Raw genomic sequence first — 23200 nt, forward strand, 5'->3', positions numbered from 1 at the left:
CCACAAGGAGAAGACATGAGTCCGGCAGTGCGACCGTGGGGACGGGCGCGCCGCGAGGCGGCCGCGATCCGGGAGGCGGTGCGCGCCGCGCCCCGGCGGACGGTCGTGACCGAGTCCGTACTCGCCGGTCTGGTCCTGCTCTGCTCGCTGGCGCCGGTTCCGCTGATTCCGCCGGCCCACCCAGTGACAGTGGCCCTTCTGGGGGTGTGGGCGGCGCTGCTCGTGCCCGCGCGGCGGATGTACCCGGCGTTCACGGTGCTGGGCTGCGTGCCGTTGATCGCCGGGGACAACGTGTGGGCGATGGTGGTGGTGCCGTGCGTCGTGTGGTCCGCCGTGCGTCGCGTCACCCCCGTACGGCGCGCATGGGGAGTGATCGGGGCGAGCAGTGCCGGCGCCGCGGTCCTGTCGATCGTCGACCAGTCCCTCGGCGAACACTCGACGCCGACGTACCTGATCGCCGGCGCCGGCTTGGCGACGCTGTTCATCCTGCTGCCCGCGTTGTCCGGCATGGTGATAGGGCGTCGCCGCCCGCTGACCGGGTTGCTGCGGGAACGCAACGCCTACCTCGAACAGACCCGTCTTCTCACCGACGAGGCGGCCCGCATGGAGGAACGGGCACGCATCGCCGCCGAGATGCACGATCTACTCGGTCACCGCATCAGCCTCATCGCGGTGCACGCCGGAGCCCTCCAGCTCGCCGCCGAACGACAGGCGCCCCAGCTGGCCTCCCAGGCCGAACTCCTGCACACCACCGCCGGCACGGCCATGGACGAGCTGCGCGGCATCCTAGGCGTCCTCCGTCACCAGACCGGCGAGAACAGCGCCGACCGGGGGACCCGCGAGGATCTCTCCACGCTGGTCGCGGATTCCCGGGACGCGGGCGCCGACGCCGAACTGCACTGGAACGCGACCGGGCCGACGGACGCGGACGCCCGCACCCGGCAGGCCGTCCACCGTGTGACCCGCGAGGGACTCACCAACGCGCTGAAGCACGCGCCCGGCGCACCGGTCCGTGTGATGTTCCAGGACGAAGGCGACACGGTGGTGATCGCCGTCGTCAACGACGCCCCGCCGGTGCCCTGTTCGCCCGGTGGCGGGAACCTCAGCGGACTCGTCGGCCTCCAGGAGAGGATCAGCCTGCTCGGCGGCACCCTCCACGCCGGACCGCGTCCGGAGGGCGGCTTCGCACTCTCCGCCCGCATACCCGCCCGGCCCAACGTGCCCCCCGTGTACGCCGCTTCGCCGGTGTACGCCGCTTCGGCCGGGGCGGTGTCCGGCGGGCCTGTATCTGCCGGACTGTTGTCCGGCGGGGCGGGCTCCCGGCCCCCCTTGTCCACGGAGGTCCTCACGTGGCCCCGCCTCCTGGGCGGCGGCTGCGCGGCGCTGCTGGTGATGCTGCCGGCCATCGGCAGCACCATCGTCCTGCTGATCTTGGCGCTTCTACACTGAACCGATGATCCGAGTCCTGATCGCCGACGACGAGGCGCTGATGCGCACCGGGATCCGCCTGATCCTGGAGAACGCCGACGAGGTCCGCATCGTGGCCGAGGCACAGAACGCCCATGAGGCCGTCGAAGCCTGCCGCGCCCACCCCGTCGACGTCGCTCTCCTCGACATCCGCATGCCCGGGGACGGCATCACCGCCGTCGCCGAGATCGCCCGGCACTCGCCCCGCACCCGAGCGGTGATGTTGACGGCCTTCGGCGAGGAGGCGACCGTCACCAGGGCCCTGCGCACCGGAGCCCACGGCTACCTCCTCAAGGACACCGGCCCTCGCGACCTCATCGACGCCGTACGCCGCGCCGCGGCCGGAGAACCGGTCCTCGCCCCGCAGGTCACCCGCCAACTCGTCGACTTCCGGGCCCGGTCGGGCCACGGCAGCGATGCGGCCACACGTCGGATCGCGGACCTGACACCGGCCGAACGGGACGTCCTACGGCTGCTGGGCACCGGCCTCTCCAACGCCGAGATCGCCGCGCAGCTCCATCTGAGCACCGGCACCGTCAAGGCTCACATCAGCAGCATCCTCACCCGCACCGACTGCATCAACCGGGTCCAGGCGGCGGTACTGGCGCATGAGGCGGGCCTGCTCGACTGACGTCCGGCAGGCCACACGGTCCCGCACCGGCCCGCAACGCTGCCGTCGTCGGCTCACGTCTGCGCCATGTCCACGAAGCGCGAGTAGTGCCCCTGGAAGGCGACGGTGATGGTCGCCGTCGGGCCGTTACGGTGCTTGCCGACGATGATGTCCGCCTCGCCCGCGCGCGGCGACTCCTTCTCGTACGCGTCCTCGCGGTGCAGCAGGATGACCATGTCGGCGTCCTGCTCGATGGAGCCGGACTCACGCAGGTCGGACACCATCGGCTTCTTGTCCGTGCGCTGCTCGGGGCCACGGTTCAGCTGCGAGAGCGCGATCACCGGGACCTCCAGCTCCTTGGCCAGCAGCTTGAGGTTTCGGGACATGTCCGAGACCTCCTGCTGACGGCTCTCCTGCCGCTTGGAGCCACCGGCCTGCATCAGCTGCAGATAGTCGATGATGACCAGCTTGATGTCGCTGCGCTGCTTGAGCCGACGGCACTTCGCCCGGATCTCCATCATCGACAGGTTCGGAGAGTCGTCGATGTAGAGCGGCGCGGACGACACCTCGGGCATCCGTCGCGCCAGCCGCGTCCAGTCCTCGTCGGTCATGGTGCCGGAGCGCATGTGGTGCAGGGCGACCCGGGCCTCGGCGGACAGCAGGCGCATCGCGATCTCGTTGCGCCCCATTTCGAGGGAGAAGATGACGCTCGGCAGATTGTTCTTGATCGACGCGGCGCGGGCGAAGTCGAGCGCGAGGGTGGACTTACCCATGGCGGGACGGGCCGCGATGACGATCATCTGGCCCGGGTGCAGGCCGTTGGTGAGCGAGTCGAGGTCGGTGAACCCGGTGGGCACACCCGTCATCTCGCCGCTGCGTGAGCCGATCGCCTCGATCTCGTCGAGCGCGCCCTCCATGATGTCGCCGAGCGGGAGGTAGTCCTCGCTGGTCCGCTGCTCGGTGACCGCGTAGATCTCGGCCTGCGCCCGGTTGACGATCTCGTCGACGTCGTCGTCGGCCGCGTATCCCATCTGGGTGATGCGGGTGCCGGCCTCGACCAGACGGCGGAGGACGGCGCGCTCGTGGACGATCTCCGCGTAATACTCGGCGTTCGCCGCCGTGGGCACGGTCTGGACGAGGGTGTGCAGATACGATGCGCCGCCGACCTTGTTGATCTCACCGCGCTTGGTGAGTTCGGCGGCGATGGTGATCGGGTCGGCCGGCTCGCCCTTGGCGTAGACGTCGAGGATCGCCTGGTAGATCGTCTCGTGCGCGGGCTTGTAGAAGTCGTGGCCCTTGAGGACCTCGACGACGTCGGCGATGGCGTCCTTCGACAGGAGCATGCCGCCGAGTACGGACTGCTCGGCATCGAGGTCCTGCGGCGGAACGCGTTCGAAGGCCGACCCCGCGCCCTCCCACGCGCCGCCTTCCTGGCCGCGGTCGTGCTGTTCGTCCCGGCCCCGGCCTCCGTCACCTCGTCGTCGGGAAGCGGGCAGACGATCACTCGGACCGCTGTCGGCCCACGGGTCGTCCAAGGGCTCGGAAATACTCAATCGAGCCACCTCCTCCCGTCCGCCGAGCGGACCTCGCCGTGCCCCTCATTTCTACGGCACGGCACTGACAAATGAGGCGCCCAACTCCGGTACGGGCGCGTCGGTTTTGTGATGGTTCTCGGGCCGACGGACGGAGCGGGCGCCGGTCCACCGTAGGCCTGCCGGCACCGTCAGCCAATCTGGTTATCCACAGGCCATGTGGACGACGGCCCCGATGCTGTGGAGAACCCGCCAAAACCTGTGCACGACCCGGTGGACAGCCCTGTGAACAAGACCTCGCCCCTTCCGCCGTAACCCATCTGACCTGCTCATTTACCGTCCACCGGCTGTGCAGAAGAAAAACTTTCCACATCAGACCAAGATCGCTTCGAACAGTGCGCGAGAGGACACGAGGCGAGATCAGAGGTAAGGGTCACCCAGCAATTGCATCTCTTACCTGTGGACGATTAGATTGGTGCTCATGACACAGGCTCCCGCGGCCACCAGGGCCACCCGACGCCAGCACGACCGAGAGATCGTCATGCTGGCCGTCCCGGCCTTCGGCGCACTCGTCGCCGAGCCCCTCTTCGTCATGGCCGACAGCGCGATCGTCGGCCATCTCGGCACCGCCCAACTCGCCGGACTCGGCGTGGCATCCGCCCTCCTGACGACCGCCGTGAGCATCTTCGTCTTCCTCGCCTACGCCACCACCGCGGCCGTCGCCCGACGCGTCGGCGCAGGCGATCTCCAGGCCGCCATCCGCCAGGGCATGGACGGCATCTGGCTCGCCCTGCTGATCGGCGCCACCGTCATAGCCGTCGTCCTCCCCTCCGCTCCCGCCCTCATCAACGTCTTCGGCGCCTCGGACACCGCGGCCCCTTACGCGACGACCTACCTCCGCATCTCCTCCCTCGGCATCCCGGCCATGCTGATCGTCCTCGCCGCCACCGGAGTCCTCCGCGGCCTCCAGAACACCAAGACACCGCTCTACGTCGCCATCTCGGGCTTCGTCGCCAACGGCGTCCTCAACGTCGCCCTGGTCTACGGCGCCGACCTCGGCATCGCCGGCTCCGCCTGGGGCACCGTCATCGCCCAGTGGGGCATGGCCGCCGTGTATCTCGTCGTGGTCGTCCGCGGCGCCCGCCGGCACGGCGCCTCCCTCGCTCCGGACGCGGCAGGGATCAGAGCCTCGGCCCAGGCAGGCGCACCGCTCCTCGTGCGTACGCTCTCCCTGAGAGCGATCCTCCTGATCGCCACCGCTGTCGCGGCCCGCCTGGGCGACGCCGACATCGCCGCGCACCAGATCATCCTGTCCCTGTGGTCTCTGCTGGCCTTCGCTCTCGACGCCATCGCGATCGCGGGTCAGGCCATCATCGGCCGCTACCTCGGCGCGGACGACCCCCAGGGCGCCCGAGCCGCCTGTCGTCGCATGGTGCAGTGGGGCATAGCCGTCGGAGTGGTCCTCGGTCTCCTGGTGATCCTCTCCCGCCCGCTCTTCCTCCCCCTGTTCACCAGCGACTCCACCGTCAAGGACGCAGCTCTGCCCGCCCTGATCATGGTGGCGCTCTCCCAGCCGATCTGCGGCGTCGTCTACGTCCTGGACGGCGTACTGATGGGCGCGGGAGACGGGCCGTATCTCGCCGGTGCGATGTTGGTGACCCTCGCGGTCTTCGTCCCGGCCGCCCTGCTCGTTCCGACCTTCGGCGGCGGACTGACCGCGGTCTGGGGAGCGATGACCCTGATGATGGCGGTACGCATGCTGACGCTCCTGCTGCGCGCCCGCTCGGGCCGCTGGGTCGTCACGGGCGCGACCCGCTGACCGTTTCACGTGAAACACCGCGCACCGCCATGTTTCACGTGAAACATGAGCGCGGTCGCCCTGCCCGAACCCACCGTGCGGGCGAGGTGGTACCCCGCATCTCACTGCTCCGGACACAGCAGAGGGGCCGCACCCCAACGGATGCGGCCCCTCTCTCAGCTATGCCGAGCGCAGCGATCAGGCTGCGATGACCTCGATGTTGACCTTGGCGGCAACCTCGGGGTGCAGACGCACGGACGTCTCGTGGGCGCCCAGGGTCTTGATCGGGGACGTCAGCTCGATACGACGCTTGTCGACCTCGGGGCCACCGGAAGCCTTGATCGCGGAAGCGATGTCGGCCGGGGTGACGGAACCGAAGAGACGACCGGCGTCGCCGGAGCGAACGGCCAGACGAACCTTGACACCCTCGAGCTGGGCCTTCACGGAGTTGGCCTGCTCGATGGTCTGGATCTCGTGGATCTTGCGAGCACGACGGATCTGCTCGACGTCCTTCTCGCCACCCTTGGTCCAGCGGATAGCGAACTTCCGCGGGATCAGGTAGTTGCGAGCGTAACCGTCCTTGACGTCGACGACGTCGCCCGCGGCACCGAGGCCGGAGACCTCGTGGGTGAGGATGATCTTCATGAGTCGGTCACCCTTCCCTTATCGCGCGGTGGAGGTGTAGGGCAGCAGCGCCATCTCACGGCTGTTCTTCACAGCCGTGGCGACGTCACGCTGGTGCTGCGTGCAGTTGCCGGTCACGCGGCGGGCACGGATCTTGCCGCGGTCGGAAATGAACTTCCGCAGCATGTTCGTGTCCTTGTAGTCCACGTACTGGACCTTGTCCTTGCAGAATGCGCAGACCTTCTTCTTCGGCTTGCGCACAGGCGGCTTCGCCATGTGTATCTCCTGTGTGATCAAGAAGTGTGGGTACGGCCCACCCTTGGCCCAGAGGCCTAGAAGGGGGGCTCGTCCGAGTAGCCGCCACCGCCGCCATTGCCGCCGCCGGAGTTTCCACCCCAGCCGCCGCCACCGCCGCCACCCTGGTTGCCACCGGCCGGAGCGCTAGTGGCCCACGGGTCGTCGGCAGGAGCGCCGCCGGCCGACTGACCGCCGCCGGAGTTTCCACCCCAGCCGCCGCCACCCTGGCCGCCACCACCGCCGCCGCCGAAGCCGCCGCCCTGGCCACCGCGAGCGCCACCGGCGGTCTTGGTGACCTTGGCCGTGGCACTGCGCAGGCTGGCGCCGACTTCCTCGACGTCCAGTTCGTAGACCGTGCGCTTGACGCCCTCACGGTCCTCGTAGGACCGCTGCTTCAACCGGCCCTGCACGATGACGCGCATGCCTCGCTGAAGCGATTCCGCGACGTTCTCCGCCGCCTGACGCCAGACCGAGCAGGTGAGGAAGAGGCTTTCGCCGTCCTTCCACTCGTTCGTCTGGCGGTCGAAGGTGCGGGGTGTGGACGCGACACGGAACTTCGCGACCGCCGCACCGGACGGGGTGAAGCGCAGCTCGGGGTCGTCGACAAGATTGCCGACGACCGTGATGACGGTCTCGCCTGCCATGGGGGAACCTCTCGGCGGGTTTGCTGCTGGCTGCTTGGTGCTGCTACTCGGATCCCGAGATCAGCTGAGCAGGAATGCTCAGTGGGTCTCGGGGCGGAGGACCTTGGTCCGGAGGACCGACTCGTTCAGGTTCATCTGGCGGTCGAGCTCCTTGACGACCGCAGGCTCGGCCTGCAGGTCGATGACCGAGTAGATGCCCTCGGGCTTCTTCTTGATCTCGTACGAGAGACGACGACGGCCCCAGGTGTCGACCTTCTCGACCTTTCCGTTGCCCTCACGGACGACGGAGAGGAAGTTCTCGATCAGGGGGGAGACAGCGCGCTCCTCCAGATCGGGGTCGAGGATGACCATCACCTCGTAGTGACGCATGTGGAACCCACCTCCTTTGGACTCAGCGGCCACGGTCGATCCGTGGCAGGAGGGTTGTGATGCGTGAGCAACAGTGTGTGCCAGTAAAACAGCCGCCACTGACATCGGGGGCCCCTCGCGGGGATTCCGAGTCGTGACATGGGCAGACACCAGTGCAGAGGGTACAGAGTACCCGCCCACCGGCTTCCGGTTGAAATCCGGTGGCGGAGAGCGTCAATCTGTACACATCGGGTGTGTCCGGCGCGACGACGCGCCGCCTTCCGCAGGAGGTGCCACATGGCACAGGCATTGCGACCCAACACCGCCGGCTCTCTCTTCGCCACTGACGGCAAGCCCCATCCGCTCCAGGACACGCTGCTCGCGGTGACCCTGGTGCTCGGCCTGACCGCGTTCGTCACGGGGTTCTTCCACAGCCTGCATCTGCTCAGCTCCTGGACCGGGCTGGTGGGCATCCTGATCGGCGCCTACGGCCAGTGGATCTCCGAGACGACGAGGGAGCGCTTCGGCCTGATCCTGGGTCTCGGTGCCGCGGGTGTCGGTTTCTTCCTCGGTATGGCCCACGGCGGTCTGTTCGGCGGGGTCATCAGCTGACGGCCCGGACGCCGTAGCCCCAACACCGTGTAAACCACCACGGATCGCCCCGGTGGCCCAAAAGCCGAGGCGAAGGTTGCATACGCCCAGTCGGGGCGCTCGCGAGGCGCAGTAGGCTTCGGCGCGAGAGCCGGAGCCCCTGTACCCATGGGGACACCCCAGCCCGAGGAGCGCCCCGAATGAGCCTGACCCTGAGGACCATCAGCCGTGAGCAGCATCTGGCATTCATCCAGAGCCTGCCCTCGGCGAGCCACATGCAGGTCCCGGCATGGGCTGATGTGAAGGCGGAGTGGCGCTCCGAGAGCCTCGGCTGGATCGACGGGAAGACGGGCGAGCTGGTCGGCGCGGGTCTGGTCCTGTACCGGCAACTCCCCAAGATCAAGCGCTACTTGGCGTATCTGCCCGAGGGCCCGGTCATCAACTGGTACGCGCCGAACCTCGACGACTGGCTCCAGCCGATGCTGGCCCACCTCAAGCACCAGGGCGCCTTCTCGGTGAAGATGGGCCCGCCGGTCATCATCCGGCGCTGGGAGGCCACCTCCATCAAGGCCGGCATCCAGAACCCGGACGTGAAGCGGCTGCGCGACATCGAGGCCGACTTCATCGAGCCGCGCGCCTTCGAGGTCGCCGACAAGCTGCGCCGCATGGGCTGGCAGCAGGGTGAGGACGGCGGCGCCGGCTTCGGCGACGTCCAGCCGCGCTACGTCTACCAGGTGCCGCTGGCCAACCGCTCGCTCGAAGAGGTCCACAAGAACTTCAACCAGCTGTGGCGCCGCAACATCAAGAAGGCCGAGAAGGCCGGTGTCGAGGTCGTCCAGGGCGGCTACCACGACCTCGAGGAATGGCAGCGGCTGTACGAGATCACGGCCGTGCGCGACCACTTCCGGCCGCGCCCGCTGTCGTACTTCCAGCGCATGTGGACGGCCCTCAACACCGAGGACCCCAACCGGATGCGGCTGTACTTCGCCCGGCACAACGGGGTGAACCTGTCGGCGGCGACGATGCTGGTGGTCGGCGGACACGTCTGGTACTCCTACGGCGCCTCCGACAACATCGGGCGTGAGGTCCGGCCCTCGAACGCGATGCAGTGGCGGATGCTGCGCGACGCCTACGCGCTCGGCGCCACCGTCTACGACCTGCGCGGCATCTCCGACTCGCTGGACGAGACCGATCACCTCTTCGGTCTGATCCAGTTCAAGGTGGGCACCGGCGGGCAGGCCGCCGAGTACCTCGGCGAGTGGGACTTCCCGCTCAACAAGCTGCTCCACAAGGCGCTCGACATCTACATGTCGCGCCGCTGACCTCACGGTCCTCGCTTCGATAACGTCGACAGCTCCCCTACTTCTGACACACCGCAGCCACCCGAAAGGTTCCAGGTCCGGCCATGGCGCTCACGCTCTCCGTCGACACCGCGCGCTGGCGGGCGCATCACATGCGCGTAGCCCAGCAGTTCCCCGGGCTCGTCCCGGTCTGCAAGGGCAACGGCTACGGCTTCGGGCACGAGCGGCTGGCGGAGGAGGCGACGCGGCTGGGCGCGGACGTCCTCGCCGTCGGCACGACGTACGAGGCCGCCCGGATCAAGGACTGGTTCGGCGGTGATCTGCTGGTGCTGACGCCGTACCGCCGCGGCGAGGAGCCCGTTCCGCTGCCGGACCGGGTCATCCGCTCGGTGTCGTCCATTGACGGCGTGTACGGCCTCGTGGGCGCCCGTGTGGTCATCGAGGTGATGTCCTCGATGAAGCGTCACGGCGTGAGCGAGCAGGAACTCCCGCAGCTGCACTCGGCCATAGAGAACGTGCGCCTGGAGGGCTTCGCCATCCACCTCCCGCTGGACCGCACCGACGGCTCGGACGCCGTCGAGGAGGTCATCGGCTGGATGGACCGGCTGCGTGCCGCGCGGCTGCCGCTGCACACGATGTTCGTCAGCCACCTCAAGGCCGAGGAACTCGCCCGGCTCCAGCAGCAGTTCCCGCAGACCCACTTCCGGGCCCGGATCGGCACCCGGCTGTGGCTGGGGGACCACGACGCCACCGAGTACCGCGGGGCGGTCCTGGACGTCACCCGTGTCTCCAAGGGCGACCGTTTCGGCTACCGGCAGCAGAAGGCGGCCTCGGACGGCTATCTGGTGGTCGTGGCGGGCGGTACGTCGCACGGGGTGGGCCTGGAGGCCCCCAAAGCGCTGCACGGCGTCATGCCGCGCGCCAAGGGCGTCGCCCGCGCCGGTCTCGCCACGGTGAACCGGAACCTCTCCCCGTTCGTCTGGGACGGCAAGCAGCGCTGGTTCGCCGAGCCGCCGCACATGCAGGTCTCGATCCTGTTCGTGCCGGTGGAGGCCGCTGAGCCGAAGGTCGGCGAGGAACTGGTGGCCCATCTGCGGCACACCACCACGCAGTTCGACCGCATCGTGGACCGCTGAGCCTCACGCGAACAGCCGAAAGGCCGTACACGGAACCTCCCGTGTACGGCCTTTCGCGTGGCCTCTCCGCGGCTCTCCGCAGTCTGTGAGCGGTCCGTTGGCATTCCGTCGGAGTCCGCCGGCGCCTGTTCGCTCAGAGCGAACGCTCGGCCGGGTCCTCGCTGCCCCACTCCACCTGCGGTCCCTCGAAGGGGGCCGCGTGCCGTCCCCGGTGGGCCGCCGAGCCGAACACGAACACGTCCTCCGCCTGGTCGAGCACCCCGCCCGACGGGTCGTCATCGCCCGCCAGGCGCACCACGTCCCGCTCCGGCAGGAGGATGTCGCGCACGATCACCGCGCACAGATACAGCGTGCCCAGCAGATGCAGGCCGATCGCCCAGTGGTAGCCGTCGGTCGGCAGTCCCTTGTGGGCGTCTCCGCTGGTCGTGTACGCGAGGTACATCCAGATCCCCAGGAAGTACGCCACCTCGCACGCCTGCCAGATCAGGAAGTCCCGCCACTTCGGCCGGGCCAGCACCGCCAGGGGGACCAGCCACAGCACGTACTGCGGTGAGTAGACCTTGTTGGTCAGGATGAACGCCGCCACGATCAGGAAGGCCAGCTGGGCGAAGCGCGGCCGACGCGGAGCGGTGAGTGTGAGGACCGCGATGCCCGCGCAGCACAGCAGCACCAGCAGGGTGGCGAAGGTGTTGACGGTGTCGGTGCTGAGCGGGTCGGACGAGTTCTGCGCCAGGATCAGCCAGAACGACCCGAAGTCCACGCCGCGTTCCTGGCTGAACGTGTAGAACTTCGACCAGCCGTCGAAGGCGAAGAGCATCACCGGCAGGTTGACCACCAGCCAGGCGACGGCCGCGCCTCCGAACGCCTTCCCGAAGTCCCGCCACTTGCCCGCGCGCCAGCACAGCAGGAACAAGGGGCCGAGCAGGAAGACGGGATACAGCTTGGCGGCCGTTGCAAGGCCCAACAGGACGCCGAACGCGACGGCGCGGCCCCTGGACCACATCAGCATCGCCGCGGCCGTCAGAGCGACCGCCAGGAGGTCCCAGTTGATGGTGGCGGTCAGCGCGAAGGCGGGTGCCAGGGCGACCAGCAGGCCGTCCCAGGGGCGGCGGGCGTGCGTACGGCTGACGCAGACGACGATGACCGCCGCGCACACCATCAGCATCCCGGCGTTGACCATCCAGTACCACTGTTCCTGGTGCTGGATGGTGCCGCTGCCCGGTGTGAGCCAGGCGGCCACTTCCATGAACACACCGGTCAGCACCGGGTATTCGAGGTACTGCATGTCGCCGGGCAGCTTGTCGAAGTACGGCACGAGCCCATCGGCGAATCCGCGCCCCTGGTAGAGGTGCGGGATGTCCGAGTAGCACGCGTGCGTGTACTGCGAGCTGGCGCCGAAGAACCAACCGCTGGTGTAGCAGGGCGCCTTCTGGACGAGGCCGAGGGCGAACATCCCGATCGCCACCAGCGCGACGACCCGTACGGGAGTCCACCAGGACGACCCGAGTAGAGCGCGCCGGCCGATGGGGCCACCGATCAGTTCACTACCGGCGGCGGCGACCTCGTCATCCCTGGTCGGCCGTACCGGATCCGGCTCGTGCACGCTCGTGGGCGTCAGTTCTGCACTGGGCATGGGGGACATCCTGCCGTACACACCTAGGAGTACGCCGAGGGCCGCCGCACCTCGTCGGTACGGCGGCCCATGTTTCACGTGAAACACCCCGGGACGGGTGTTTCACGTGAAACACCCGTCCCGAGCGATATGCGGCTAACCGGTCGAGCCTCCGAAGATCCCGCCGTTCTGATTGCCTCTGTCGGTGCCACTTGTCTCCGTGGCAGTGGCGGTATCTGTCGGCGTCGACGTCGCGCCTCCGTCGGTGCCACCGTTGTCGTTGCACTGCCAGCTGAACCGGCAGCTCTCGGTGGCCGAAGGCGTCTCGCTCGGCGTCTGGCTGGGCGTCTCGCTCGGTGTCTCGCTGGGCGTCTCACTCGGCGTTATCACCGGCGTCGGCGTCGGAGTCGGTGCGCCGTCCTCGTTCGACACCTTGTCGATCTTGGTCGCGTCCGGGAAGCCGGGGTCCGACTTGCCCTTCAGCGCGGCTTCCATGTACTCGGTCCACACCGCAGTCGGGATGTCACCACCGTGGATGGACGCCACGCCCGCCGTGCCGTTCATGGAGAGCAGTTCGGCGTCCTTGGGGTTCTCCCTGAACATCGCGATCGACGTCGAGAGCTGCTGGGTGTAGCCGACGAACCAGGCCGACTTGTTGCTGTCGGTGGTACCGGTCTTGCCGGCCGCGTCACGGCCCAGGGCCTTCGCGCTCTTGGCCGTACCGTTCTGGATGACGTTCTCCAGGGTGTTCGTGACGTTGTTCGCCACGTTCTCCGGCATGGCCTGCTTCGTGGCCGGCTTGGTGAAGCCGGCCACCGCCTGCCCGTCGTGCTTGACGGCGGTCACCGAGTACGGGTCCGCCTGCTTGCCCGAAGCGGCGAACGTGGCGTACGCGTCGGCCATCCGGATCGCGCTGGGCGTCGACGTACCGATGGCGAAGGACGCGTTGAGCGTGGCGAAACTGTCGTCCAGTATCCCGGACGCCTTGGCCACGTCCCGCACCTTCGAGTTCCCCACATCCATGCCGAGTTGCACGAACGGCGTGTTGATGGACTGCTCCATCGCCTTGCGCAGGGAGATGTATCCCCAGGGGTAGTTGCTCTCGTTGTTCTGGTAGTAGATCGAGTTGTCCTTGTTCAGGACGTACGAGCCGTCCTGGTTTCTGACCTTGAGATGGTCGTCGCCGTTGTACTTGCTCAGCGGTGAGATCCCGACACCGTCGGTCTTGTACGTGCCGTACTGCATGGCGGCGGCGAGCACGAACGGCTTCCAGGTCGAACCCACCGGGACACCGGAGGTGTCGGCGTTGTTGGTGAAGTGGCCGTTCTCGTAGCCGTCGCCTCCGTAGAGGGCGACGATCGCACCATCCTTGGGCACCACCGACGCCGCGCCGAACTGGACGTACTTGTCCAGGTCGCGCTTCTTCGGGTCGAGGCGATCCTTCTGGACCTTCTTCACGGCCGCGCTCAGCTCGTTGACCTTGTCCTTCTGGAAGGTCGTGTAGATCTGGTAGCCGCCCTGGTCGAACTCGGTCTGCGAGATGTTCGAGTGGTTCAGGACGTACTTCTTGGCGGTGTCCACCAGGTAGCTGATCTGGCCGGTCATGCCCTTGGTCGCCTTGAGCCCCTGGGGCATGGGGTACTTCTTGATGGCCGTCTGGTACTCGGCGTCCGTGATGCGCTTGTCGTTGTGCATCTGCTCGAGGATCCAGCTCCAACGCGCCTTGGAGCGCGCGGTGTTGGACTTGGCGTCCGCCGAGGGGTCGATGTTCGTGGCGCCGATCGGGTCGTAGTACGTCGGGCCCTTCAGCAGTGCTGCCAGGAAGGCGCACTGGCTCGGCGTCAGCTTGACCGCGTCCACGCCGTAGTAGGTCTGCGCGGCGGCCTGGATGCCGTAGGCCCCGCGGCCGTAGTACGACGTGTTCAGGTAGCCCTGGAGGACCTGCTGCTTGCTGAGCTGCGTGCCCACCTTTATGGAGATGAACATCTCCTTGAACTTACGGGTGACCGTCTGTTCCTGGCTCAGGTAGGTGTTCTTGACGAACTGCTGGGTGATCGTCGAACCACCCTGCGTCTGACCGCCGCGCGCCATGTTGGCCAGGGCCCGGGCGATACCCATGGGGTCGACGCCGGAGTCGGTGTAGAAGCTCTTGTTCTCCGCCGAGATCACCGACCACTGCATGGCCTTGGGGATCTGGTCGATGGTGACGTTCTGCCGGTTGGCACCGGTGCCCGTGGCGACCATCTGGGTGCCGTCGGACCAGTAGTAGACGTTGTTCTGCGACTTGGCCGCGGTGTTCTCGCTGGGAATGCCGACCATCGCGTAGCCGACGCCGACCGCGGCCACGAGGCTGCCGAGGAAGAACAGGCACAGGCCGGAGACAAGCCTCCAGGAGGGCATCCAGCGGCGCCATCCGTACTTGTCGAAGCGCGGATAGTCGATGAACCGCTTCTTGCCGGGCGCGGGCGCGCGCCCTCTGCCCCGGCCCGGCCCGTTCGGGCCGCCCGGACCCTGACCGGCGGGCTCTCTGCGACGGCCGCCGCCTTTTTGGGCAGCCCGACGTGCTTCGGCGCGGCTGCCGTACTGGCGCTCCTCACCCCCCGACTCTGCGGGGTTCGACCCATAGGAGTCGGAGGGAGACCCGGTGGTGGCGCCTCGCGGTGCCGCGCGGCGGCCGGGGGTCGGCCCGGACTGGCCACGTCGGGCCGCGGCACGTCCGCCTCCCTGCGGCTGCGGCGGTTTGCGACGGTGCTCGCTCATCGAACGATTACTCCTCGGGCAGGCGCATCCGTGCGCGCCTGGAAACGGCGGCTGGTTTCCGGTCCCCCCGAAGTACGGATGTGGTCGGTTCTGCATTCACCCGTACCGCACCGAGGACGATGACGCCCCCACACGTCACGTGGTTCCCGGTGGTGTGCATGCCGCACAGACTACGCACCGTCAAAACCTGCTTAGCCCCGAAGTTCACCCCAAATCAGGCAACTTGATTCCAACGAATCGGTGATGTGACGCCGCTCACCATCTCCGCACTTGTCGCATCCGGAAGGCCGTTCTATCGTCTGGATGTATCGAGTCGATACATCAGCCCGGCATAAAGACCGTCACGGCAGGACCACGGACAGGAAGGAGGCGACGTTGAGCCGACGCTCCGGCATCCTCGAGTTCGCCATCCTCGGCCTGCTCCGCGAATCCCCGATGCACGGCTATGAGCTGCGCAAACGACTCAACACGTCACTGGGGGTGTTCCGTGCGTTCAGCTACGGGACGCTCTACCCCTGCCTCAAGACGCTGGTCGCCAACGGCTGGTTGATCGAGGAGACGGGGAGCACTCCCGAGGACGCCCTCACCGCCACCCTCGCCGGACGTCGCGCCAAGATCGTCTACCGGCTGACGGCGGACGGCAAGGAGCACTTCGAGGAGCTTCTCTCGCAGACGGGGCCCGACGCGTACGAGGACGAACATTTCGCCGCTCGTTTCGCCTTCTTCGGGCAGACGTCACGCGACGTACGGATGCGCGTACTGGAGGGTCGCCGCAGCCGGCTGGAGGAGCGTCTGGAGAAGATGCGTGCCTCCCTGGCGCGGACCCGGGAGCGCCTCGACGACTACACGCTTGAGCTGCAGCGCCACGGAATGGAGTCCGTGGAGCGCGAAGTGCGCTGGCTGAACGAGCTCATCGAGAGCGAGCGAACCGGACGGGACCTGAAGGGTCCCGCCTCCGGAGGCTCCGCTCAGCAGGACAGCACATCTGGGGAGTCGGGCGGCCTGCCCCGGCTCGGGGGCGCCACCCCCGGGCCGGATCCGTCCGACGAAACCACCACATGAGGTCCAGTCAGGGCCTCACCTCGCACACACAGGGAGCAACCGGAATGGGTTCGGTTCGCGTAGCCATCGTCGGCGTGGGCAACTGCGCCGCGTCACTGGTTCAGGGCGTCGAGTACTACAAGGACGCCGATCCGGCGACCAAGGTGCCCGGCCTGATGCACGTCCAGTTCGGCGACTACCACGTCGGTGACGTCGAGTTCGTCGCCGCGTTCGACGTCGACGCGAAGAAGGTCGGCCTCGACCTCTCGGACGCCATCGGTGCCAGTGAGAACAACACCATCAAGATCTGCGACGTCCCGAACAAGGGCGTCACGGTCCAGCGCGGTCACACCCTCGACGGCCTGGGCAAGTACTACCGCATGACGATCGAGGAGTCCGACGAGACCCCGGTCGACGTCGTCCAGGTCCTCAAGGACAAGCAGGTCGACGTCCTGATCTGCTACCTGCCCGTCGGTTCCGAGGACGCGGCGAAGTTCTACGCCCAGTGCGCCATCGACGCCAAGGTCGCCTTCGTCAACGCCCTCCCGGTCTTCATCGCCGGCACCAAGGAGTGGGCCGACAAGTTCACCGAGGCCGGTGTCCCGATCGTCGGCGACGACATCAAGTCGCAGGTCGGCGCGACCATCACGCACCGCGTGATGGCGAAGCTGTTCGAGGACCGCGGTGTCCGTCTTGAGCGCACCATGCAGCTCAACGTCGGCGGCAACATGGACTTCAAGAACATGCTGGAGCGCGACCGCCTCGAGTCCAAGAAGATCTCGAAGACGCAGGCCGTCACCTCGCAGATCCCGGACCGCGAGCTGGGCGAGAAGAACGTCCACATCGGCCCGTCGGACTACGTCCAGTGGCTCGACGACCGCAAGTGGGCCTACGTCCGCCTCGAAGGCCGCGCCTTCGGCGACGTCCCGCTGAACCTCGAGTACAAGCTCGAGGTCTGGGACTCCCCGAACTCCGCGGGTGTCATCATCGACGCCCTGCGCGCCGCGAAGATCGCCAAGGACCGCGGCATCGGCGGCCCGATCCTCTCCGCGTCGAGCTACTTCATGAAGTCCCCGCCGGTCCAGTACTTCGACGACGAGGCCTACGCCAACGTCGAGAAGTTCATCAAGGGCGAGGTCGAGCGCTAGGACGCGCCACCGTCCCGTTCGTCGAGGGTCCCCGGGCATGGTGCCCGGGGACCCTCCTCGTATGTGAGGCTGTGCCCATGGCCGTAGTCCGTGACCTGCGCATCCTTCTGCGCTTCGAAGGTTTCCGGCGCCTGCTCGCCGTACGCCTGCTCTCCCAGGGCGCGGACGGCGTCTACCAGGTCGCACTCGCCGCCTACGTCGTCTTCTCCCCGGAGAAACAGACCTCGGCGGGAGCGATCGCCTCCGCGATGGCGGTCCTGCTGCTCCCGTACTCCCTCATCGGCCCCTTCGCCGGCGTCCTCCTGGACCGCTGGCGCCGCCGCCAGGTCTTCCTCTACGGCAACCTGCTGCGCGCCCTGCTGGCCGCGGGCACCGCCGTCCTGATGCTGAGCCACGTCCCGGACTGGCTCTTCTACGTCTCCGCGCTGTGCGTCACCGCCGTCAACCGCTTCGTCCTCGCCGGTCTCTCCGCCGCCCTCCCCCGTGTCGTCGACGACGACCGGCTGGTCGTTGCCAACTCGCTTTCCCCCACGGCCGGAACGCTGGCCGCGACACTCGGCGGCGGCCTCGCCTTCCTCGTACGGCTGCTGGTCGCGGACACCGCCGCCGCGGTCGTCCTGCTGGGCGCCGCCCTGTACCTGTGCGCGGCCCTCACGTCCCTGCGCATGGCCCCCGAACTCCTCGGCCCCGACCGCGCCCTGACCTACCCCCGCCTCGCCACAGCACTCGCCGGCACCGCCCGGGACCTGACAGCGGCGGTACGACACCTCGCCGCGCCGCGCCGCAGGGAGGCGCTCTGGGCTCTGGCCGCGATGACGCTGATGCGCTTCTGCTACGGCGCCCTCACCGTCCTGCTGCTGATGCTCTGCCGCTACGCCCTCTCCTCGACCCCGGACGACGGACTACGCCTGCTGGGGCTGGCGTTGGGGGTGTCCGGCGCCGGCTTCTTCGTGGCGGCCGTGGTGACGCCCTGGGCCGCGGGGCGGCTCGGCCCCGGCCGCTGGATCGCCCTGTGCGCCGCGGGCGCCGCACTCCTGGAGCCGGCTCTCGGCCTGCCGTTCGCCACCGCCCCCATGCTCGCGGCGGCCTTCGTCCTGGGCCTGACCACACAGGGCGCGAAGATCGCCACGGACACGATCGTGCAGTTCTCGGTCGACGACGGCTTCCGCGGCCGGACCTTCTCCGTCTACGACGTGCTGTTCAACATAGCCTTCGTCGGCGCCGCCGGGGTGGCCGCCCTGATGCTTCCCCCTGATGGCCGCTCGGCGGTGCTGGTGATCACCGTGGCCGTCGTCTACGGCGCGGTTGCTGTGGCTATGGCCCAGTTTGAGCGCCGAGAAGTGTCACATCACTGACACGGAGTCCAACGAGGTCGCGGCAGTGTCAGTGGCGGCAGGTAACTTACGGGCGTCTTATTTCACCTCATGCCGCACGTCAGACATGGGTCGTGCCGTGCCATGCGTCCACGTTCCAGGGGGGAACCCAAGTGACAACTCCGCCGCCTCAGAGCCCGAACCCCTACGCTCAAGGTCAGGGTCAGCAGCCCTACGGTCAGCCGCAGACGCCGGCACCGTACCCGCCGCACGCGTCCCAGCCGCAGGCCCCGTACCCGCCGCAGGGCGGCTACCCGCAGCAGCCCGGCCAGCCCGGCTTCCCGCCGCAGGGAGCGGGTCCGTACGCTCCGGTCCCGCCGCAGCCGCCGAGGCGTCGATTCAGCTTCAAGATGATCCGGCTCGCCGTCGTCATCGTGGTCGGGATCGGCGTGGCCATCTTCGGCTACATATCGAGCCGGGACGACGCCAACACGGCAAAGGTCGGCGACTGCATGCACCGCGGCAGCAGCAGCGACACCAACCCGGACCTTGAGGTCGTGAAGTGCAGCGACTCGAAGGCCCAGTACACAGTGCTGGCCAAGATCAACGGCAAGTACTCCGAGACCGAGGCCGACGCCAAGTGCACGGCTGCGGCCAAGGACTTCAAGTACTCGTACACCGAGAGCGGTGACGGCAGCGCCTTCCTGCTCTGCCTGACGGACTACTCGAAGTAGGGATGACGCATCAGGGGCGGTGTTTCACGTGAAACACCGCCCCTGATGCTGTCCGGGGTCATGTTTCACGTGAAACATGACCCCGTTTCACGGCCTCAGCCCTCCGCGGCCCACCACTCCTTGAGCGCGGCCACCGCCGCCTCGTGTTCCATCGGCCCGTTCTCCAGCCGCAGTTCCAGCAGGAACTTGTACGCGCGGCCGATGACCGGCCCGGGTGTGACGCCCAGGATCTCCATGATCTGGTTGCCGTCGAGGTCGGGACGGATCGAGTCCAGCTCCTCCTGCTCCTGCAGCTGGGCAATGCGCTCCTCCAGACCGTCGTACGCGCGGGACAGCGCGGTGGCCCTGCGCTTGTTCCGCGTGGTGCAGTCCGAACGGGTCAGCTTGTGGAGGCGGTCGAGCAGCGGGCCCGCGTCACGGACATAGCGGCGGACAGCCGAGTCGGTCCACTCGCCGGTGCCGTAGCCGTGGAAACGCAGGTGCAGTTCGACGAGACGCGAGACGTCCTTCACCAGATCGTTCGAGTACTTCAGAGCCAGCATGCGCTTCTTGGTCATCTTCGCGCCGACCACCTCGTGGTGGTGGAACGAGACCCGGCCGTCGTTCTCGAAGCGCCGGGTGCGCGGCTTGCCGATGTCATGCAGCAGAGCAGCCAGGCGGAGAGTCAGGTCGGGACCGTTCTCCTCCAGCTCGATCGCCTGCTCCAGAACGATCAGCGTGTGCTCGTAGACGTCCTTGTGCCGGTGGTGCTCGTCGCTCTCCAGCCGAAGAGCGGGAAGCTCGGGCAGGACGTGGTCGGCGAGCCCGGTGTCGACGAGCAGGGTCAGGCCCTTGCGGGGGTTCGCGGAGAGGATCAGCTTGTTCAGCTCGTCCCGCACCCGCTCGGCCGAGACGATCTCGATCCGCCCGGACATCTCCGTCATCGCCGTGACGACCTCGGGAGCGACCTCGAAGTCGAGCTGCGCGGCGAAGCGTGCCGCCCGCATCATCCGGAGGGGGTCGTCGGAGAAGGACGCCTCGGGGGTACCCGGGGTCCGCAGCACGCGGGCCGCGAGGTCCTCCAGGCCGCCGTGCGGATCGATGAACACCTTCTCCGGAAGCGCGACCGCCATCGCGTTCACCGTGAAGTCCCGCCGGACGAGGTCCTGCTCGATGGAGTCGCCGTACGACACCTCGGGCTTGCGCGAGGTCCGGTCGTACGCCTCGGACCGGTAGGTGGTGACCTCGATCTGAAAGCTTCGATCAGTGTCTCCGACACGGGCATCCTTCTGCGCCCCGACGGTGCCGAAGGCGATCCCGACCTCCCACACGGCGTCTGCCCACGGCCGGATGATCTTCAGTACGTCCTCGGGACGCGCGTCCGTCGTGAAGTCCAGGTCGTTGCCGAGCCGCTCGAGCAGCGCGTCCCGGACCGAGCCGCCGACCAGGGCGAGAGAGAACCCGGCCTCCTGGAAACGGCGGGCGAGGTCGTCGGCGACGGGAGCCACCCGCAGCAGCTCGCTCACCGCGCGATGCTGCACCTGGCTCAGGGCACTGAGGTTGTCTTCGTTGGCGTTCGGCACAACAGAAAAGGTTACGTGGCCCCGGCCACCGCGGGCGCCTCCATCAAACGTCCACGGACACGGCCCCCGATACCGGCACAAGCGCCGCCCTCACGACGTATGAGAGTGCTCCTCTTTATACGGGCACATACGGGACGGTCCGCCGCTGTTCTCTGATCTTGTGGACCAGTCCGCGGCACTTCCCCTCAGCGAGCATCGTTACCATGCGTGGACGCACATTGCGACGACCACTGACGACGACGAGGGACGGGCGAGCGCGTGGCCGAGGCGGCAGACTTCCAGGGGACGTTTCCCTCACCTGCCCGCCGGTGGCTGCGGCGCACCGGCACACTGCTCGCCGGGGCGCCTCTGCTGGCCGGCCTCCTTCAGCTGTCCGCCGTCGCGCCCGCCGGTGCGGCCGAGCAGACGTCCGCACAGGCGGCCTCCGGCTCGCAGTCGGTGTCCGTCTCCCTGGACACGCTCAGCCCCAGCGTGCCCACGGACGGGGACACGCTGACCGTCTCCGGGACGGTGACCAACAACAGCAAGCAGACGGTCACCGACGCCCATGTGGGCCTGCGCCTGGGACAGGCGCTGAGCACCCGCTCGGCGATCGACACCGTCGCCAAACGCACCGACTACGTCCAGGGCGTCGACGGCTCGGAGATCGACGACAAGTACAGCGAGAAGTTCTCCAAGCTCACCCCGGGCGTCGCCGAGCCCTTCACCCTCTCCGTGCCGGTCGACAAGCTGGACCTAGATGACGACGGCGTCTACCCGCTCGGTGTCGCGCTCTCCGGCCAGACCTCGGCTCAGCCCTGGGAGCAGGTGCTGGGCATCCAGCGGACGTTCCTGCCGTGGCAGCCCGACGACGCCGACACGAAGACGAAGACGACGTATCTGTGGCCGCTCATCTCCGGTGTCCACATGACGGCGCAGACGGGTTCCAACGAGCAGCAGACGCCGGTCTTCCTCAACGACGACCTCGCCAAGGAGATCTCCCCGGGCGGACGTCTCGACCAGATGCTGTCGCTCGGCAAGGATCTCGACGTCACCTGGGTGATCGACCCGGACCTGCTGGCCTCGGTCGACGCGATGACCCGTAGCTACAAGATCCAGGGGGACGGCGACACCACCACCCCGGGCACGCACCAGGCGATCGCCAAGGCATGGCTCGCGGAGCTGCAGTCGGCCGTGGCGGACAAGGAGGTCGTCGCCCTCCCCTTCGCCGACCCGGACCTGGCGTCCCTCGCTCACAACGGCACCAGCGTCACCGGCTCGCTGAGCCACCTCAAGGACGCCACCGACGTCGCGGCGAGCACCGTGGAGACGGTGCTGCACGTGACGCCGAGCACGGACTTCGCGTGGCCGGTGGACGGCGCGGTGGACCCGTCGATCATCAAGGTCTCCACCTCGGCCGGCGCCGACAAGGTGATCGCCCGCAGCGACAGCCTCCAGGAGACCGGCGGCCTGTCCTACACGCCCTCGGCGGCCCGCCCCGTCGGCGGCGGCACAACGGCGGTGGTCGCCGACGCCCGGCTCTCGACGGCGTTCGAGGGCGATCTGACAAAGGCCGGGGCCGCCACCCTCGCAGAACAGCAGTTCCTCGCCCAGAGCCTGGCCCTCGGCCTCCAGACAGACAAGCAGCGCAGCATCGTCGTCGCCCCGCAGCGCATGCCGTCCGCGAGCCAGGCCCAGACGATGGCCGAGGCGCTGACGGCCCTCCAGAGCAGCAACTGGAGCGAGTCGCAGGACCTCGCCACCACGGCCAAGGCCAAGCCCGACCCGGGCGCCACCACGAAGATCCCGTCGTCCTCCTCGTACCCCTCTTCCCTGCGCAGGCAGGAGCTGCCGAAGTCGGCCTTCGAGGAGATCGCGACCACCCAGGACAAGCTGGACAACTTCCGGGTGATCCTCACCGACGAGTCGCGGGTGGTGACCCCCTTCGGGCGGGCCGTGAACCGTGAGATGTCCACGTCGTGGCGCGGTCGGGCGGGCGAGGCGTCGAACTTCCGCCAGGGCGTGCTGGGCTATCTCGACGACCTCACCGATCAGGTGAAACTGATCGACAAGTCCGAGACCAAGCTCTCGGGCCGCAGCGCCACGATCCCCGTGACCGTGCAGAACAACCTGGTGCAGGGCGTCGAGCACCTGGTCCTGCGGCTCACCTCGACGAGCCCCACGCGGCTGAACATCGGCGGCAAGGCGTACACGGAGCAGCGGGTCACGGTCAACGGCGGGCACAGCCAGTCGGTGAAGTTCACCACGTCGGCCAACGCCAACGGCAAGGTGGAGGTGATCGCCCAGCTGTACACGGAGGACGGCCAGGAATACGGACAGGCCGTCAGGTTCGACGTGAAGGTCACCGAGGTCACGGCCACCGTCATGCTGGTCATCGGCGGCGGTGTCCTGCTCCTCGTCCTCGCCGGCTTCCGGATGTACACGCACCGCAAGCGCGCCGTGGCCCGCCAGGCCGAGCAGGAGGGTCCCGACGGGCCCGACGAGGGCACGGACCCGGAACCCGGCGGCCCGGAGAACCCCGAAGGCCCCCAGGACCGTCTCCAGGAGGAGTCCGGCACTCCGTCCCGGGCCGACGACCCGGAGCACCCGAGTGACCTGACACCGGACACCGCACCCGAAAGCGCCGACCCGTCCGGCACGGGTGAGAGAGTGGACCGTTGAGCGATGTCGTGGCCGGTGGGC

At 68.1% G+C, this 23200-nt stretch carries 19 protein-coding genes; 11 read left to right on the forward strand and 8 right to left on the reverse strand.

Annotated elements, in window-relative coordinates; all coding sequences use genetic code 11:
* Positions 1-15: 15 nt before the first annotated feature.
* Both ACIPTO_RS23065 and ACIPTO_RS23070 read left to right on the forward strand, forming a co-directional pair.
* Positions 16-1449 carry a sensor histidine kinase gene (locus tag ACIPTO_RS23065; protein WP_401195092.1) on the forward strand — a complete coding sequence of 478 codons (1434 nt, stop codon included), beginning with the start codon at positions 16-18 and terminating at the stop codon, positions 1447-1449.
* Positions 1450-1453: 4 nt separating this feature from the next.
* Positions 1454-2098 carry a response regulator gene (locus tag ACIPTO_RS23070; protein WP_401195094.1) on the forward strand — a complete coding sequence of 215 codons (645 nt, stop codon included), beginning with the start codon at positions 1454-1456 and terminating at the stop codon, positions 2096-2098.
* Positions 2099-2151: 53 nt separating this feature from the next.
* Here ACIPTO_RS23070 and dnaB read toward each other — a convergent pair whose 3' ends face one another.
* On the reverse strand, positions 2152-3630 hold the full coding sequence (dnaB, locus tag ACIPTO_RS23075) for a replicative DNA helicase (RefSeq protein WP_366318784.1): 1479 nt from the start codon (positions 3628-3630) through the stop codon (positions 2152-2154).
* 460 nt (positions 3631-4090) lie between these two features.
* On the opposite strand from dnaB, the gene ACIPTO_RS23080 reads away from it, so the two are divergent.
* On the forward strand, positions 4091-5428 hold the full coding sequence (locus tag ACIPTO_RS23080; protein WP_401195098.1) for an MATE family efflux transporter: 1338 nt from the start codon (positions 4091-4093) through the stop codon (positions 5426-5428).
* 177 nt (positions 5429-5605) lie between these two features.
* On the opposite strand, the gene rplI is transcribed toward ACIPTO_RS23080, so the two are convergent.
* The 4 genes from rplI to rpsF all read right to left on the reverse strand — a co-directional run bounded on the left by rplI (position 5606) and on the right by rpsF (position 7341).
* Complete coding sequence (gene rplI / locus ACIPTO_RS23085; RefSeq protein ID WP_019055128.1) at positions 5606-6052, reverse strand: 50S ribosomal protein L9; 447 nt, start codon at positions 6050-6052, stop codon at positions 5606-5608.
* Positions 6053-6070: 18 nt separating this feature from the next.
* Positions 6071-6307, reverse strand: a complete 237-nt coding sequence (gene rpsR, locus ACIPTO_RS23090) for a 30S ribosomal protein S18 (RefSeq protein ID WP_006381652.1) — start codon at positions 6305-6307, stop codon at positions 6071-6073.
* A 56-nt stretch (positions 6308-6363) separates the two neighbouring features.
* The gene (locus ACIPTO_RS23095; protein ID WP_366318779.1) at positions 6364-6972 is read right to left on the reverse strand and encodes a single-stranded DNA-binding protein; all 609 of its coding nucleotides are present in this window, start codon (positions 6970-6972) and stop codon (positions 6364-6366) included.
* A gap of 78 nt (positions 6973-7050) precedes the next feature.
* Positions 7051-7341 carry a 30S ribosomal protein S6 gene (gene rpsF / locus ACIPTO_RS23100; RefSeq protein WP_006604399.1) on the reverse strand — a complete coding sequence of 97 codons (291 nt, stop codon included), beginning with the start codon at positions 7339-7341 and terminating at the stop codon, positions 7051-7053.
* Between the two features lie 276 nt (positions 7342-7617).
* On the opposite strand from rpsF, the gene ACIPTO_RS23105 reads away from it, so the two are divergent.
* The 3 genes from ACIPTO_RS23105 to ACIPTO_RS23115 all read left to right on the forward strand — a co-directional run bounded on the left by ACIPTO_RS23105 (position 7618) and on the right by ACIPTO_RS23115 (position 10348).
* Positions 7618-7932 carry a hypothetical protein gene (locus ACIPTO_RS23105; protein WP_366318777.1) on the forward strand — a complete coding sequence of 105 codons (315 nt, stop codon included), beginning with the start codon at positions 7618-7620 and terminating at the stop codon, positions 7930-7932.
* Positions 7933-8111: 179 nt separating this feature from the next.
* A complete protein-coding gene (femX, locus tag ACIPTO_RS23110; protein WP_366318775.1) occupies positions 8112-9233 on the forward strand; it encodes a peptidoglycan bridge formation glycyltransferase FemX in 1122 nt (373 codons plus the stop codon).
* An 83-nt stretch (positions 9234-9316) separates the two neighbouring features.
* Positions 9317-10348, forward strand: a complete 1032-nt coding sequence (locus ACIPTO_RS23115; protein ID WP_366318773.1) for an alanine racemase — start codon at positions 9317-9319, stop codon at positions 10346-10348.
* Positions 10349-10481: 133 nt separating this feature from the next.
* Here ACIPTO_RS23115 and ACIPTO_RS23120 read toward each other — a convergent pair whose 3' ends face one another.
* Both ACIPTO_RS23120 and ACIPTO_RS23125 read right to left on the reverse strand, forming a co-directional pair.
* A complete protein-coding gene (locus tag ACIPTO_RS23120) occupies positions 10482-11981 on the reverse strand; it encodes a glycosyltransferase 87 family protein (RefSeq protein WP_366318771.1) in 1500 nt (499 codons plus the stop codon).
* Between the two features lie 135 nt (positions 11982-12116).
* Positions 12117-14360 (reverse strand): transglycosylase domain-containing protein, encoded by a 2244-nt coding sequence (locus tag ACIPTO_RS23125; protein ID WP_366318769.1) that lies wholly within the window; start codon positions 14358-14360, stop codon positions 12117-12119.
* 735 nt (positions 14361-15095) lie between these two features.
* Here ACIPTO_RS23125 and ACIPTO_RS23130 point away from each other — a divergent pair.
* From ACIPTO_RS23130 to ACIPTO_RS23145, 4 genes are all read left to right on the forward strand, one after another.
* The gene (locus ACIPTO_RS23130) at positions 15096-15782 is read left to right on the forward strand and encodes a helix-turn-helix transcriptional regulator (RefSeq protein ID WP_401195105.1); all 687 of its coding nucleotides are present in this window, start codon (positions 15096-15098) and stop codon (positions 15780-15782) included.
* 44 nt (positions 15783-15826) lie between these two features.
* Positions 15827-16909 carry an inositol-3-phosphate synthase gene (locus tag ACIPTO_RS23135; RefSeq protein WP_366318766.1) on the forward strand — a complete coding sequence of 361 codons (1083 nt, stop codon included), beginning with the start codon at positions 15827-15829 and terminating at the stop codon, positions 16907-16909.
* A gap of 77 nt (positions 16910-16986) precedes the next feature.
* Positions 16987-18264, forward strand: coding sequence for an MFS transporter (locus ACIPTO_RS23140; RefSeq protein WP_401195107.1), 1278 nt, complete (start codon positions 16987-16989; stop codon positions 18262-18264).
* Between the two features lie 131 nt (positions 18265-18395).
* Positions 18396-18956 carry a hypothetical protein gene (locus ACIPTO_RS23145; protein WP_401195110.1) on the forward strand — a complete coding sequence of 187 codons (561 nt, stop codon included), beginning with the start codon at positions 18396-18398 and terminating at the stop codon, positions 18954-18956.
* Between the two features lie 95 nt (positions 18957-19051).
* On the opposite strand, the gene ACIPTO_RS23150 is transcribed toward ACIPTO_RS23145, so the two are convergent.
* A complete protein-coding gene (locus ACIPTO_RS23150; RefSeq protein ID WP_401195112.1) occupies positions 19052-20518 on the reverse strand; it encodes a CCA tRNA nucleotidyltransferase in 1467 nt (488 codons plus the stop codon).
* A gap of 258 nt (positions 20519-20776) precedes the next feature.
* On the opposite strand from ACIPTO_RS23150, the gene ACIPTO_RS23155 reads away from it, so the two are divergent.
* Positions 20777-23179, forward strand: a complete 2403-nt coding sequence (locus tag ACIPTO_RS23155) for a DUF6049 family protein (RefSeq protein WP_401195114.1) — start codon at positions 20777-20779, stop codon at positions 23177-23179.
* Positions 23180-23200: the final 21 nt, after the last annotated feature.

Source organism: Streptomyces sp. NPDC090083 (genome assembly GCF_044747445.1).
In the GTDB taxonomy this organism is placed as follows: domain Bacteria; phylum Actinomycetota; class Actinomycetes; order Streptomycetales; family Streptomycetaceae; genus Streptomyces.